Origin of the sequence: Schleiferilactobacillus harbinensis DSM 16991, from assembly GCF_000425885.1 — a bacterium.
Classification (GTDB): Bacteria; Bacillota; Bacilli; order Lactobacillales; family Lactobacillaceae; genus Schleiferilactobacillus; species Schleiferilactobacillus harbinensis.
This window is the reverse complement of record NZ_AUEH01000063.1, coordinates 1-13,720: the sequence shown is the minus strand read 5'-3', so window position 1 is coordinate 13,720 and position 13,720 is coordinate 1. Positions and strand designations below refer to the sequence as shown.

The window sequence follows — 13,720 nt, the reverse complement described above, 5'->3', positions numbered from 1 at the left end:
TTCCAGAACTATTTCAAGGGCTTAGCGGAAGAGCCGCGCTTCAAGGGCTATCATGCCCGCCAAGTGGCTTATTTCAGCGGTGCGATCCGCGTTCAGCGCGACCGTATCAGATTACCACTGATTGGTTGGCTGCGGCTTTCTGAATTTGGTTATTTGCCCACTGATGACCGGCTTCAAAAAATCGGGTATCACATCACTGGCTGCTGGGTCAGCCGCTGGGCGAATGACTATTGGGTGGTGGTGGCTACTGATGAGCCGGCACCAACCCAGCCAGTCGCACACACGGAGACCGAGTTAGGCCTGGGCATTGATCTGGGCATCAAAGATATGGCCATTTTGAATACCGGCAAAAAGTTTATCAATATTTCCAAAACGTCCTATTACTACCACGTGGAAAAGATGAAGAAACGCTGGCAGGCCCGCTTGGCCCGGCGCAAAATTGCGGCCGAGAAGAGTTTCGCCAAGAATCACCCGCATCAAAAGGCTGGTTATCTGACCAGTCGAGGCATCGAAGAGGCTCGATACTATCTGACCCGCTGGTCAGCTAAACTGGCAAAGATCAACAAAGAAACGGTACGCCAAGCCATTGCGCAAATTGTTAAGCTTAAACCGCCGCATATCACCGTGGAAAAACTCAATATCAAGGGGATGAAGGCCAATCCCAAGTTGGCACCCAGTATCCAAAAGTTGGGACTTGCTTACTTCAAGACCTGGCTCACGTGGCAGTGTCTAAAGCATGGCATTGAATTGCGCGAAGTCAGCACCTGGTATCCCAGTACAAAGTTATGCAGCACCTGCGGCACTTACAATCGAGCTCAATTCCACGGTACGATGGCGGATCTGGCCGTCCGCCAATTCAATTGTCCGCACTGCGGATTATCCATCGACCGCGACGTGAATGCCGCGATCAACTTGCAGCAAGCAACAGACTATACGGTCCTTACGGCAACTGAATAAGATTCCAAGCATTCGCTTGGCTACCCGACGTTCACGGGGACTCTAAGGCCGGGAATCAGTGTTAGACTCGACTGCCAGGCTACCCTAGCTGGCTGAGAGCATCTCGGACAGACCATCGTCTGGAGAACCGGCAATTATCTTGTTTAGTACCATTTGGTACCGAAAAAAGGAACGGTGTGCTTGCCCAAAACGGTATAATGTAAGCATTCACGATTTTAGAAAGCAGGAACTGATCGCCATGAAACATATCGTCACCGGTATTGTGGCCCACGTCGACGCCGGGAAGACTACCCTATCCGAAGCCCTGCTCTACGCCGCCGGCACGATCCGCACCTGGGGCCGGGTGGACAAGGGCGACGCGTTTCTCGATAACGACGCTTTAGAGAAAAAACGCGGGATCACTATCTTTTCCCATCAGGCCAAATTACAGGCCGGCGACTTAGCCGTGACCCTATTGGATACCCCGGGCCACGTGGACTTCGCGGCTCAAATGGAGGCCGTTCTGCCGGTGCTGGATTACGCCATTTTGGTAGTCTCCGCCACGGACGGCGTGCCGGGCTATACGCGCACGCTTTGGCACCTGCTGGCCCGCTACCGCGTCCCCGTCTTTATCTGGGTCAATAAAATAGACGCCCCCGGTGCCGACCCAGCCGCGGTTTTAGCCTTACTGCAAAAGACTCTGGCCCCCGGCTGCACCGACTTCACCCTGACGGATGCCGGTCAGCTGAGCGAAGCCGCTCTGGAAAACGCGGCCGTGCAAGACGATACGGTTTTGACGGATTTCCTCACTGCCGGAACCTTGTCCGATACGACTGTGCAGCGACTGATTCACAACCGGCAAGTCTTTCCAGTTTATTTTGGTTCGGCCCTCAAGCGGCAAGGGATCACCGCCTTCCTGGCCGGCTTGCAGCGCTGGACCCAACCGGCCCAAGCGGCTGCTGACTTTGGTGCCCGGGTATTCAAAATCACCCACGACACCAAGGGCGAGCGGCTTACCTGGGTGCGGGTCACCGGCGGTACTTTGCAAGCCCGCCAAGTCGTCTTGGACGACGAAAAGGCCAACCAGCTGCGGGTCTACAACGGCGAGAAATTCACCCTCGTGCAAACTGTCCCCGCTGGCGGTGTTTGCGCCATGACCGGCTTCACCGACACTTATCCCGGCCAAGGCCTTGGTGCGGCCCAAGACTCGCCCCAACCTGAATTGCAGCCGGTGCTCACTTACGCCTTGGATCCCCAAGGCAACGATATTCATGCTTGCCTCACCGCCATGCGCCAGCTGGCCGACGAAGACCCCCAGCTGCACGTGAGCTGGTCAGAAAGCCTGCAGGAGATCCGGGTTCGGCTCATGGGCGAAATTCAATTGACCGTCCTGCGGCAAATGCTGGCGGACCGCTTTAACTTACAAGTGGACTTTGTCCAAGGCCATATCCTGTACAAAGAAACGATCACCGCCGCCGGCGAAGGTGCTGGCCATTTCGAGCCGCTGCGCCACTATGCGGAAGTCCACCTGCTCCTGCGCCCCGGCCAACCGGGCAGCGGGTCGGTCTACGATTCAACGACCAGTACCGAGACCTTGCCCCAAAATTGGCAGCACCAAGTCCTCACCAGCCTTCAGGCCAAGGAGCAGCTCGGGGTCCTCATCGGCGCGCCGATCACTGATATGCGCATCACTCTGGTCACCGGTCGCGGCAGTATTGTCCACACTGTGGGCGGCGATTTTCGGGAAGCGGCCTGGCGCGCCCTGCGCCAGGGTTTGATGGTCCTAGCCAGCCAAAATCACTGCGTCGTCTTAGAACCGTGGTACGATTTTCGCCTGACCATTACTCGGGATCAGGTCGGCCGGGCGATGAACGACATTCAACGGATGAGCGGCACGATCGCTGAAACTGAAGATACTGCCGGCGGCACCCTCACCGTCCTCACCGGCACCGCCCCGGTCTCCGAAATGCAGTCCTACACCCAGGAAGTGACCACCTACACCCACGGCGAAGGCAGTCTCGAATACGTCGTCGCCGGCTACCGCCCCGCCCACAACGCCGATACCGTCATCGCCGAAGCCACCTACAATCCCACCAGCGATCTCGCCAATCCCCCCGGCTCCGTCTTCGTCGCCCACGGCGCCGCATACACCGTCAACTGGGACAAGGTCCCCGCCACCATGCATCTGCCGTACGTCTACACCCCCGCCCAACTCGCCGCAATGACCGACGAACAGCAGTCATAACGCATAACGAGGAAAATACCAAGGTTCAGTATGCCGCTGAGTAGCGTCTGGTGTAACGAGTATCATGCGAAGAACCACTTAATAGTCTAGACGTACCTAGTGTCAAGTGCGGAGCAAGCGGAGGCGGATGGGGCTCAGTGGTGCAACCACACGGCGGCTTGCCGCCGATGTGGTTAGGCGACTTTGAGACCGCGGTTTTTGCGGGCTCAAAGCGCCGTCACCACGTTCCAGCCCCATCCGCCGCAGCTTGCGGAGTACTTGGCACGGCAGTAGAATGCTTTCTTCCAGTTCACAAACAAAAAAGGTCCCGCCCCAGCAACAAACCCGTTGCTCAGGCAGGACCTTTCTCACTTACTCACTTATTACCGCTTAACCCCGGCTCGAAGAACTGCTGCTGCTCGAATTGTTCTTCTCCACCTGACTCTGCGTCTCACTCAACGTTACTGACGCCGTCTGCTTGCTGCTGCCCCGGTAATACGTCACCGTGACCTTATCGCCGACATTGAAGTTATACAACGCCGTGTGCAGCTGCGCCACAGAGTTCACTGCTTTGCCGTTCAGTGCCGTGATCACATCGTAGGCCTTCAAACCAGCGTTAGACGCCGGTGTGTTCTTGTCCACGCTGCCAATGACGACCCCTTCGGTCAAACTATCCGGAATCTTCAGCTGACTGCGGATCCGTGAATTATCCACGGTACTCAGGTCAATGACCCGCACCCCAAGGGCTGGCCGCACGACCTTACCATTCTTCACCAGCTGATTGATGATCTTCACCACTTCGTTACTCGGAATGGCAAAACCCATCCCTTCAACGGTGGTCCCGTCATTGCTCTGGGCCAGCTTCATCGAGTTGATTCCCACAACTTGGGCCTCCGCATTCACCAGCGGGCCGCCGGAGTTCCCAGGGTTGATGGCCGCGTCCGTTTGAATAACCGTCGCCTGACCGGTCGTCTGACCACTAGAATTGGTGGTGTCCACGGTCCGGCTCTTGGCCGAAATGATCCCTTGGGTTACCGAGGTCGCATATTCGCTGCCCAGCGGCGAGCCAATGGCGATGACCGGTTCACCCGGTGTCAGTGCATCGGAATTGCCGAAAGTCGCAGTCCCTTTGACATATTTCGAATCAATGGTCAAAACTGCCAAGTCACTGACTTCATCGGTCCCGACTTTCTTTGCTGATACCTTCGTACCATCGCTTAAAATAACTTGCAATGAATCAGAGCCTTCAACGACGTGATAGTTAGTCACGATGTAGCCTTTACCGTTCTGGTTGGCATAAATCACCCCAGAACCTTCGCCATACTCTTCCAAGCTGCCTTTAGAAGAACTGCTCTTGCTGTCATCGTCATCGCCGAAGAGTCCGGCAAACGGATCAGAACTATCGGTGTTGCTCTGCTTCTGCAGGTTCACCACAGAAACAACGGCGTTTTTATTTTTCGAAAACGCCTTGGACATGGACGTCGAATTCTTCATCGTCACGTTGCTGACCTGAGTTGTCCCCGGTTCAGAACTAGAAGAAACGGTCGTGTCGCTGGCCTGATTACTAATTTGGTGACTGAAGCCGGCATACGCCACGCCGCCGCCGATCAAGGCGGAAACGAGGGCAACGACGGCAATTTTCCATAATCCGCCCCCGCGTTTTTGCCGCGGCGGTTGACCGTTGCCATTATTCACCGGCCGTACCGGGCGTTGGTTGGGTTGCTGATTCGGTTCATTATTAGGTTCATTATTGTTAAATTGATTATTATCCATCATGACTGGTCTTGTCCGACACCAAGACCTGACCCCTCCTTTATCTCTATCAATCTTCACTTACTAGTGTATCGAAGAAGTTTGAAAAAAATGCGAACATTGTGTTGCTCTGCGGTGATCTTTCTGTAGCCAAACTTGCGCCGCCTACAGCGTGAGCAGCGGTACCGCCACCAGCGGATCGGTATCGTGAAGATAGAAATCATGATCAACCCCAAAATCATGGGCGGCCATTGTTTCCGCCACCGTCATGTGGGCCAACGATTTCATATTATTTTCCTGACTCAGATGGCCTAAGAAGATATGTTTTGTATCGTTGCCGACCACATCCATCAAAGCATGGGCCCCGTCCACATTGGACAAATGACCTAAGTCGCTCATGATGCGCTGCTTCAGCGGCCAGGGATACATCCCTTCCCGCAGCATCTCGGTGTCGTGGTTGGCTTCAAATAAGTAGCAGGTGGCATCCTTGATCACCCCTTCGACCCGCTCAGACACGTAGCCGGTATCGGTGACGATTACAAAAGATTCCCCTGAATGATGAAATTCATAGAACTGCGGCGCAATGGCATCGTGGGAAACGCCGAAGCTGGTGACGTCCAGATCACCCAAGGACAGCGTCGTCCCCATGGGGAACAGCTGCCGCTGGGCCGCCGGCACTTTACCGATTTTCGGCAGCATGGCCTGCCAGGTTTGCGCGTTGGTATAAATATTCATCTGCGGATACCGGCGAGCCAAGACCCCAACGCCGCGAATGTGGTCGCTGTGTTCATGGGTAACGAAAAGACTGTCCACCTCTTTCAAGGTACGGCCAATACTTTCCATCAATAACTCAACTTTCTTACCCGACAGTCCAGCATCCACCAGCACCTTATGCTGGGGCGTTTCAATATATGTCACGTTCCCCGTGGAACTGCTGGCCAATGGACTGACTCTGAAATAATCCAACCCTGGTAAATTTCCCACTGAATGTCGCTCCCTAAATCTTGATTTGCTTTCTGCCCAGAATAACATAATATCCTGTCAGACGGAATTATGAGCTGCTGGTCGTACTGCTGGTGGCATCGTTCGTATTGCTCTTCAATACCGCGCCAGTGAAGGCGTTGACCCGCTTGATAGTGACGACTTTGGTGTTGCGGTTCTCAATGCCCACGTACCACACGGGGATGTAAATCGTACTGCCTTTGGCGTCCAGCAGCCAGCCATAGGCCAGCTTCTCCCAAAGAATACGAGAATTGGACGGGATTTCACTATACGTATACAGCAGCATCACCGCCTCTTGAGCACTCTTTGTCTGATCCATTTCCTGCAGCTTTAACAGCCGATCAATATAGGTCTGGGTATAACCGGTCACCCAGCCGTTGCGGATCTGGAAGACCAGCTGGCCGTGGCTGTCCATGAGCAGCTGACCGTCCACCTTTTGGGCATAAACCGCCCGCGTAGTATCCGATACTTCCGGAACATACTCGTACTGATCGGCAAACAGAACGTTGCCGCTCGTTTTCAGCCAGTCCCGAAAGACACTGTTCCGGTTCTTTGTGGTGACTCGGAACGGATCATTGAGCTTGCTGATCAGCGTCATTTGGGCTGAATCTAAAGACACCGTCTGATCTGTCAACCGATGGTAATTCTGTTGCAGGGCGGCGTTGGGCTGGCTGGCCAAATAATAGCCGCTGCCCCGCTTGGTGGACAGCTTATTCACACTGATATTATCCTCCTGCATCTCCCGCACGAAGCTGGTGGGGGTCGTGGTAGTGGAGGTTGTCCGTGAGCCGACCTGGGTCAGGTTGGAGCGAAAGGAGAAGAACAGGAAGATATCCAGCGCAATGAACACGATGAGAAAGATGCCTTCAATCTTGCGAAAGTCCATTTATCTCACCCCCATGGCCGTGCTGTTGGTATTGGCACTCGCTTGATCAGCATCATTCGACTCGCCCGAAGCGCTGGTTTGGTCAGCCGGTGACGTATCGGAAACGGTATCCGGGTCAGTTTTCAGCCAAGTTCCAAACGACTGCCATTGTCCATAGTAGCGGACATAATACGTCGGCAGCAAATCGACGACCTGGTCGGTTTCCTTATCCATCTGCCACCGGTAGCCCAGCTGGATTCGTTCAATGCGTTTGCGTTTGAAGCCCCGCTGTACCATTTGATCGATCACCTGCTCGGTGGGAATCACCGATACTGCCGCTTGGTCCGAGGGTACCGGCACTTGCAAATTAGAATTAGCGAAGAGTGCCTCCAACAGTCCAGTGGAATCCCCCGGTGTGATTTGCGCCGCTCCTTTATCAGTTTGCTGGAATACCGGGAAGCCCTCTACATAATTGCGAAACGAGACCGTGTCGGTATTATCGTCATAGCCGAAATAGCGGATATTGCGCAGGGAAATCCCGCCATTTTTCAACGTTTCAAAGCTATTCTCCAGCTTCGCGGTCATCGTCTTGACTTCCTTTTGGCCGTAGCTCTGATAGGTCACCAAATGGCCGTTCTTGGGCACGATCAATTTTTGACTGCCTGAAATGTACTGGGTATCACCGCCAGATGATTTGGACTCGATATTACTCGTTTCCGACCCGCTCATCAGATTATTGACGAACTCGTTGTCCGGAGTGTAGGACACCAGGTAGCTATAAGGGTTCATCGTGAACGCCTTGGTAAATAGCAGCTGCGTAGTGTTGTTTAACGCCACGTACTTGCACTGCGCAGTAAAATCAGCACTCCGCACCAGGCTGGTCAGATCGGTATAATTGCCAGCCATAGTGGTCTCGCGAATTGTTTGGTTGTCATCGTTCAAAAAGGTGATGGTTAAGCGGTTGCCCTTGGGTGTCGCAATCAGCCGATCAAAAGCGAAATCCGTCTCGGATAATTTACTGGGCTGTTTGAACGTATCCGCAAACAAGCGCCACGTGATGCGGTCCGGGTAAATCATCATGATACTGTTTTTTTGATTGAGGCGGGCCAAATAGGCCTTCATGTCCAGTTTTTGGACCACCCCAATCGTGGTCATGTTCCATTTGGCCAAGCGCTTCTGCAAATTAGCCATCAGGTTATTCTTGCGGTTATACACCAATTTCTCGGTCACATCATCATGATAAATAACGCGAATCGGCAAATACACATCGCCTAGACTCTGCACGGTGCTGTTCTGCACGGCATTGGCGTTGTCATTCACCACATCCTGGGGCCGATTGAACGCGGTATTATGGGCCATGATCAAGTAGGTCAGCACGAAGCTGATCGCTACTGCGATGATCAGGGCCACCCGCAGGATAATACTAGACAGTCTCGTCATCCCAGTCACCTCCTGGATCGTAGGCTTCATACGGCAGTGAAATATAGAACGTGGAGCCCTTGCCCTCAGTACTGTTGACCCAAATCCGGCCGCGGTGAGCCTCCACAATTTCTTTGGAAATGGCTAGGCCCAAGCCCGTACCGCCCTGTTGCCGGGAACGGGCTTTATCCACCCGGTAGAAGCGGTCAAAGACCTTGGCCAGATCCGCCCGGGGAATGCCCAGACCCTGGTCCGCGATACTGATCAGGACGTGTTCCCGGGACCGGAAGAGCCGAACGGTGATCGTCCCGCCATCGGGTGAATACTTGATGGCGTTATTCATCAAGTTGTCGATCACTTGCGTCATCTTATCTGTATCGATCTCCTGCCAGATATCTTGGGACGTGAAGTTCCGCTTGATCACGTAGTGCTTCTGGGGTGCCCCAGAGCCGGCGGCGTTCTCTTCATCAGAATGAATCATCATATCGAACCGATTGATGATGTAAGCCAAGAACTCATTCAGATTGACATACTCCAAGTTCAACTTGGCCGTTCCCCGATCAATCCGGGACAGACTGAGCAGATCATTGATCATCCGAATCATCCGGTCGGTTTCATTCTGAGTCACTTTCAGAAACTTCGGCGCAATACTCGGATCTTTCCACGCGCCGTCGTTCAGGGCCTCAATATAACTGCGCAGACTGGTCAGCGGCGTGCGCAATTCATGGGACACATTGGAAACGAATTGCTGCTGTTCGCGCTCGTTCTTTTCCTGCTCGGTGACATCGTGGAGTACGCAGACCAAGCCGGAAATGAACCCGGTCTCTCGCTGGATGAGAGAGAAGTAAGCGTGCAAGATCAAGTCCTTGTTGCCCTTGTCGGACATATCCAGGATGATTTCCTGCTGCTTTTCGAGCAGATCCCGCAAGGTGTAGTCTTCACTGATATCCAGCACATCCAGAATTGAGCGGCCGATGGTATCTTCTTCGGACTTATCCAGGTAATCCTGGGCCGTATCGTTGATGATCACGACGTTGCCCCGCCGGTCGGTAGCCAAGACCCCGTCCGTCATGTAACTGAGGACCGAGTCCAGCCGCCGGCGTTCCGCCTCTGAAGCTTCCTGGGCCTCCTCGACCCGGACAGAGAGGTTGTTGACGGCCACAGCCAGCTGGCCGAGTTCGTCATTGCCGTAGATCCGTACCTGACCGGAGTAATCCCCTCGGGCCATGCGGATCGCTTGTTTCTTCATATCATCAATGGGCTTGGTTATTGCCCGGGAAATAAGAATGGCAATTACAGTCCCCAAAACGGCTGCCGTGAGCGAGGCCGCCAGGAAGATCTGGACAATTTTTTGAATACCAGAGAAGACGTCCTCCATATTGGCCCGCACATAGACGACCCCCACTGTGGCGTTGCTCTCCGCGGTGGGATTCGACAGCGGCGTGATGGCAATATAAAAACTCCGGTTGCGGGCATCGTAACTGATCCGATCCAGCTTCCGGTTCTGATAGATTCCAGTCTTCACTTCAGGAACCGTGGAGCGATGGCCCACGGCGTCTTGATCATTAACGTTGCTCGTGCCGCGAATCACGCCGCGATTGTCCACGACTTGAATTTCAGAAATGTTATTGTTGTTCACGTTGCTGAGAACGTCTTTGATCGTCTGATTGGCCTGGGTACTGTTTTTATCCACCAAAGCCGTCGATAATTGGTTCATGACGTAAGCTTGGAGCTGGATCGAGTCTTCAAAGGACTGGACGTTCTGCTCCTCCAACTGGCCGACAAAATAAGCCCCGATGACTTCCAGTGTCACAACCAGCAGCAGGACGAAAACCAGGGCGATTTTAAAATGAATGGATTGAAATAATTTAATTCGTTTGTTCATGCGGTTAGACCCGCCTTACGGCGATCACTCATCCCCCGGCCGGCGCAGGAAATAGCCGACGCCGCGGCGGGTGACCAGCCATTCCGGTTTGCTTGGATTGTCTTCGATTTTTTCCCGCAAGCGGCGAACGGTCACATCGACGGTACGCACATCGCCGAAGTAATCATAACCCCACACGGTTTGTAACAGGTGCTCCCGGGTCATCACCTGACCCAGATGCTGGGCTAAATAATAGAGGAGTTCAAATTCCCGGTGGGTCAATTCGATCTTCTCGCCCCGTTTCTTAGCAATATAAGCGTCCGGCAAAATCTGCAGATCGCCCACGGTAATTTCTTGGGGACTATCTGAATCGACTTCTTGGGCACTGTTGGTGGCATCGATGCGGCGCAAATTAGCCTTCACCCGGGCAATCAGTTCCCGGTTAGAGAACGGCTTGGTGACATAATCATCAGCCCCCAGTTCCAAACCCAGAACCTTATCGATCTCCGAGTCCTTCGCCGTGAGCATAATAATCGGCGTATCGCGGTCCTTGCGCACTTGGCGGGCCACTTCCAGCCCGTCGATTTTCGGTAACATCAGATCCAGTAAAATCAGATCCGGTTCATAACTTTTTACCTTGGCCAGGGCTTCCTCGCCATCGGCTGCGGTGTCGACATCGTAGCCTTCTTGGGTCAAGTTGAATTTCAGAATGTCAGAAATTGGTTTTTCATCGTCTACTACGAGAATTTTTTTGGCCATGCGAAACAAATACCTCCTTGAGGTTGATGGTGCGTGCAATAGTGACCTGTAACAATTATAACAATTCTGGACAATATTACAAAAGTGTCACGAAGCGGGGCGGGGCAAACTGTTGGGCTCGCCTTGTTGAAAACGGTCTCTTCGTGTTTGTCTATTTTCTGTAACGCGAGGCATTTTCCGTTGCAAAGCCGATTCGGCATCTTATACTGATGATGTAGTTGAAGCGATGTATTATACGAGGAGGAAAAAGCATGAAGTTACGACGGTTCTTAACAGTGGCAGCGACCTTGGCGGCCGCGGTGATTCTGGCTGGATGCAGCGTCGGTAGCGGTTCGTCCAGTACCCCCGGCGGCGGAACCAGCAGCAGCGGCCGGACCAAGATCACGTTCTGGTATCGGATGACGGGGTCTACGAAAAGGCGTTGAAGTCCTACATCACTGATTTCAACAAGAGCCAGAAGCAATACGAAGTGGTCGGTACGTCCCAGGGGAGTTACGACAACCTCCAAAAGAAGCTGCTGGCGGCGGCCAAATCCCGAACTTTGCCCACCATGAGCCAGGTCACCGATATCACGGTGCCCGAGTACATAAAGAACGGCTTCATCCTGCCTCTGGACAACGTGGCGCTGAAGGGCAGCGACAAACTGACCGATAAGGAACTGGCCGATATTTACCCCGGCATCCGGCAAAACCTGAAGTACCAAGGCAAGTATTACACCATGCCCTTTGCTACCGGCACTCGGATCATGTTTTACAACAAAGACATTTAAGATAAGTACAAACTGAGCGTCCCGAAGAACTGGGAAGACTTCGCCGCCATCAGCCAGAAGCTCAAGGGTACTGGCATCACCACGGTGGGGTTCAACAAGTCCTATCATTTTGAACTTGAAACCTTGGCCTACGATGCCGGCAACCGGCTGGTCACGCCGCAGCTGAAGGTGAATTTGACGACGCCAGCGACACTAGCCGCCGGTAACGCCATTGTCGCCATGCTCCACGACAAGACGGCCGCTTCTGCCGGGACCGACTTCTACTTCAACGTGCCCTTCGTTCAGGGCAAGATGTTCGCCGGCCGCCACGATCCAGCAATTGAAGAATACGGCGCCCAAGACCATGCACTGGGGTACGGCGCTGATGCCCGGCTTCCAAGGCAAAGAAAGCAACGTGCTGGGCAACAATGGTCTAGGGCTTTTCAAAGGGGCGTCCGCCAAACAGCAGCAAGGGGCTTGGCAGTTTATGAAATATCTAATGAGCAGCAAAGTCCAAGCTGATTGGGGTGAAAAGACCGGTTATGTGCCCGTGGTGAAATCTGCCGTGACCAGCACCAGCTACCAGGCCTTTCTAAAGAAGAATCCCGAATATCAAGCGGCCGTGGATGCATATGAGAAGGCCTTCTCCTCCACCCCGTTCGTCGGTTACAACGAGTACCGCAACGACCTGTATGCAGCCGTGGACGCCACCATCAGCAAGGGTGAGTCGGCGAAGACTGCCTTGACAGCCTTGCAGAAGCAAACCGAGCAAATCATTCAGGATAACAAGTAAGTACGGGGACAGCCAGCGTCCCTAAGTCAACATTACTGACATTTTTCCGTAAAAGGGGGTTGCATGACCCCCTTTTCTCGTGCTATTATATTTAAGTCGTTGAGAGCGACAGGGACATTTCATGGGTGGCTAGCTCAGCTGGCAGAGCAACGGACTCTTAATCCGTGGGTCCAGGGTTCGATCCCCTGGCCACCCATTTTTGCGTTATCAACCAGTAGCAAACGTTGCTAAAACGGCGTTGTTACTGGTTTTTCTTTTGGCCGAATTGTCATTGATTCGCATGAATTGACAATGAAAGAAAACCACGAGAAAACCACGGAAAACCACAAATAAAATATCATTACGGGTGGGCGGTTGCCGTTTCTGGTCTGAATCAGGAACGGCCTTTTTTTATACTGAAGTTTGCAATTGCAGTAACCATTAACGTATAATTGATAGTGTCCTAGATAGTTTCTCTGATTACTTCATGGAATGAGGTGTGCTTATGCATTTGCTTTGGGCTTTGATCATTGGCGCAGTGATTGGTGCAATTGCTGGGGCAATAACTAACAATGGTAAATCAATGGGCTGGATCGCCAATATCGTAGCAGGTTTAGTTGGTTCTGCTATTGGTGAGTCACTTTTAGGCCATTGGGGACCGCAGTTGGCTGGCATGGCTTTAATTCCGTCGATTATTGGCGCAATTATTGTGGTCGCTGTTGTTTCATTCTTCATTAGCAGGTCGAATAAGTGAGAGGAGAGCTGCTTTCATGGAAGTTTTACAATCCGCGTTTAAGTTTATGGTTGCTAGTACGTTAATTGTTGGCGGAGTTCTTGTTGCTAGTACGGTTTTTGCAGCTAAGAGCATCGACAAGGCTGGCGATCAATTGCAAGACAAGCTCCACAACTAGTTTTCCTGAGTGTGCCACCTCATCTTGGGGTGGCTATTTTTTGTGCTGAACTGGGTATGTCCAAAAATGGCGACACCCACAGGGGAAAAATTCCGCTGCCGGTTGATCCAGACAGTCATTCACTTGCCTTCTTCACCGGGCGTGCACCAGAAATGGCCTGTTAGCACACAAATGTAACCGTCAAGTTCGATTGAGCCATTTTCGCTCATTAATTTTGAACCAATTTCGCTCAATAAGACTGAGCCACTCCATCCCAATGCCGGTGTAATAGTCATCCTACGGGTTTTGGACACCATTTGACAGGCCGATTACCGAACGATGCGGATTATCGAAGATCGTTTGGCGATGGGTTACTCGGTAACTATGTCCTGTCAGTTCGATGATCTCTGATTTCTGCACAATGCGATCTAGTATCGCTGCCGCAATGATTTCGTCGCCAATCAGTTCTCCCCACTGTTGGGGTCCTTT

Annotated in this window: 11 protein-coding genes, 1 tRNA gene and 1 pseudogene; 6 read left to right on the top strand and 7 right to left on the bottom strand. The window is 52.9% G+C overall.

All coding sequences use genetic code 11. The features are described from left to right. Together H627_RS0114270 and H627_RS0114265 are read left to right on the top strand one after the other, a co-directional pair. Positions 1–957, top strand: a 957-nt coding sequence (locus H627_RS0114270; protein WP_027829468.1) for an RNA-guided endonuclease InsQ/TnpB family protein, incomplete at its 5' end; no start/stop codon positions are given. A 238-nt stretch (positions 958–1,195) separates the two neighbouring features. Then, a complete protein-coding gene (locus tag H627_RS0114265) occupies positions 1,196–3,181 on the top strand; it encodes an elongation factor G (RefSeq protein WP_027829467.1) in 1,986 nt (661 codons plus the stop codon). Between the two features lie 369 nt (positions 3,182–3,550). Here the strand turns inward: H627_RS0114265 and H627_RS18565 are convergent, their stop codons facing one another. From H627_RS18565 to yycF, 6 genes are all read right to left on the bottom strand, one after another. After that, positions 3,551–4,933 carry a S1C family serine protease gene (locus H627_RS18565; RefSeq protein WP_051225462.1) on the bottom strand — a complete coding sequence of 461 codons (1,383 nt, stop codon included), beginning with the start codon at positions 4,931–4,933 and terminating at the stop codon, positions 3,551–3,553. 144 nt (positions 4,934–5,077) lie between these two features. Next, positions 5,078–5,896, bottom strand: coding sequence for an MBL fold metallo-hydrolase (locus H627_RS0114255; RefSeq protein WP_027829466.1), 819 nt, complete (start codon positions 5,894–5,896; stop codon positions 5,078–5,080). 67 nt (positions 5,897–5,963) lie between these two features. Beyond that, entirely contained in the window at positions 5,964–6,800 is an 837-nt protein-coding gene (locus H627_RS0114250) for a two-component system regulatory protein YycI (RefSeq protein WP_027829465.1), read from the bottom strand. Next, entirely contained in the window at positions 6,801–8,219 is a 1,419-nt protein-coding gene (locus tag H627_RS0114245; RefSeq protein WP_027829464.1) for a YycH family regulatory protein, read from the bottom strand. Then, complete coding sequence (walK, locus tag H627_RS0114240) at positions 8,203–10,083, bottom strand: cell wall metabolism sensor histidine kinase WalK (RefSeq protein WP_027829463.1); 1,881 nt, start codon at positions 10,081–10,083, stop codon at positions 8,203–8,205. Before walK ends, H627_RS0114245 begins: the two co-directional genes overlap by 17 nt. 24 nt (positions 10,084–10,107) lie before the next feature. After that, positions 10,108–10,821, bottom strand: coding sequence for a response regulator YycF (gene yycF, locus H627_RS0114235; RefSeq protein ID WP_027829462.1), 714 nt, complete (start codon positions 10,819–10,821; stop codon positions 10,108–10,110). A 251-nt stretch (positions 10,822–11,072) separates the two neighbouring features. On the opposite strand from yycF, the pseudogene H627_RS18560 reads away from it, so the two are divergent. The 4 genes and pseudogenes from H627_RS18560 to H627_RS20440 all read left to right on the top strand — a co-directional run bounded on the left by H627_RS18560 (position 11,073) and on the right by H627_RS20440 (position 13,252). Further along, positions 11,073–12,362, top strand: a pseudogene (locus H627_RS18560) (ABC transporter substrate-binding protein). A gap of 123 nt (positions 12,363–12,485) precedes the next feature. Further along, positions 12,486–12,558 (top strand) — tRNA-Lys (locus tag H627_RS0114210). Positions 12,559–12,846: 288 nt separating this feature from the next. Further along, on the top strand, positions 12,847–13,095 hold the full coding sequence (locus H627_RS0114205; RefSeq protein ID WP_027829459.1) for a GlsB/YeaQ/YmgE family stress response membrane protein: 249 nt from the start codon (positions 12,847–12,849) through the stop codon (positions 13,093–13,095). A 16-nt stretch (positions 13,096–13,111) separates the two neighbouring features. Continuing rightward, positions 13,112–13,252 carry a hypothetical protein gene (locus tag H627_RS20440; protein ID WP_152319385.1) on the top strand — a complete coding sequence of 47 codons (141 nt, stop codon included), beginning with the start codon at positions 13,112–13,114 and terminating at the stop codon, positions 13,250–13,252. A 276-nt stretch (positions 13,253–13,528) separates the two neighbouring features. Here the strand turns inward: H627_RS20440 and H627_RS20540 are convergent. Beyond that, positions 13,529–13,720: ATP-binding protein (locus tag H627_RS20540; RefSeq protein ID WP_035441224.1), on the bottom strand; the 192-nt coding region annotated here is incomplete at its 5' end.

Excerpts from the sequence above, each read along its gene's own strand:
- H627_RS0114205 (WP_027829459.1), top strand. The coding sequence starts at position 12,847 with ATGCATTTGCTTTGGGCTTTGATCATTGGCGCAGTGATTGGTGCAATT.
- H627_RS18565 (WP_051225462.1), bottom strand. The coding sequence starts at position 4,933 with ATGGATAATAATCAATTTAACAATAATGAACCTAATAATGAACCGAAT.
- walK (WP_027829463.1), bottom strand. The coding sequence starts at position 10,083 with ATGAACAAACGAATTAAATTATTTCAATCCATTCATTTTAAAATCGCC.
- H627_RS0114250 (WP_027829465.1), bottom strand. The coding sequence starts at position 6,800 with ATGGACTTTCGCAAGATTGAAGGCATCTTTCTCATCGTGTTCATTGCG.
- H627_RS20440 (WP_152319385.1), top strand. The coding sequence starts at position 13,112 with ATGGAAGTTTTACAATCCGCGTTTAAGTTTATGGTTGCTAGTACGTTA.
- yycF (WP_027829462.1), bottom strand. The coding sequence starts at position 10,821 with ATGGCCAAAAAAATTCTCGTAGTAGACGATGAAAAACCAATTTCTGAC.
- H627_RS0114265 (WP_027829467.1), top strand. The coding sequence starts at position 1,196 with ATGAAACATATCGTCACCGGTATTGTGGCCCACGTCGACGCCGGGAAG.
- H627_RS0114245 (WP_027829464.1), bottom strand. The coding sequence starts at position 8,219 with ATGACGAGACTGTCTAGTATTATCCTGCGGGTGGCCCTGATCATCGCA.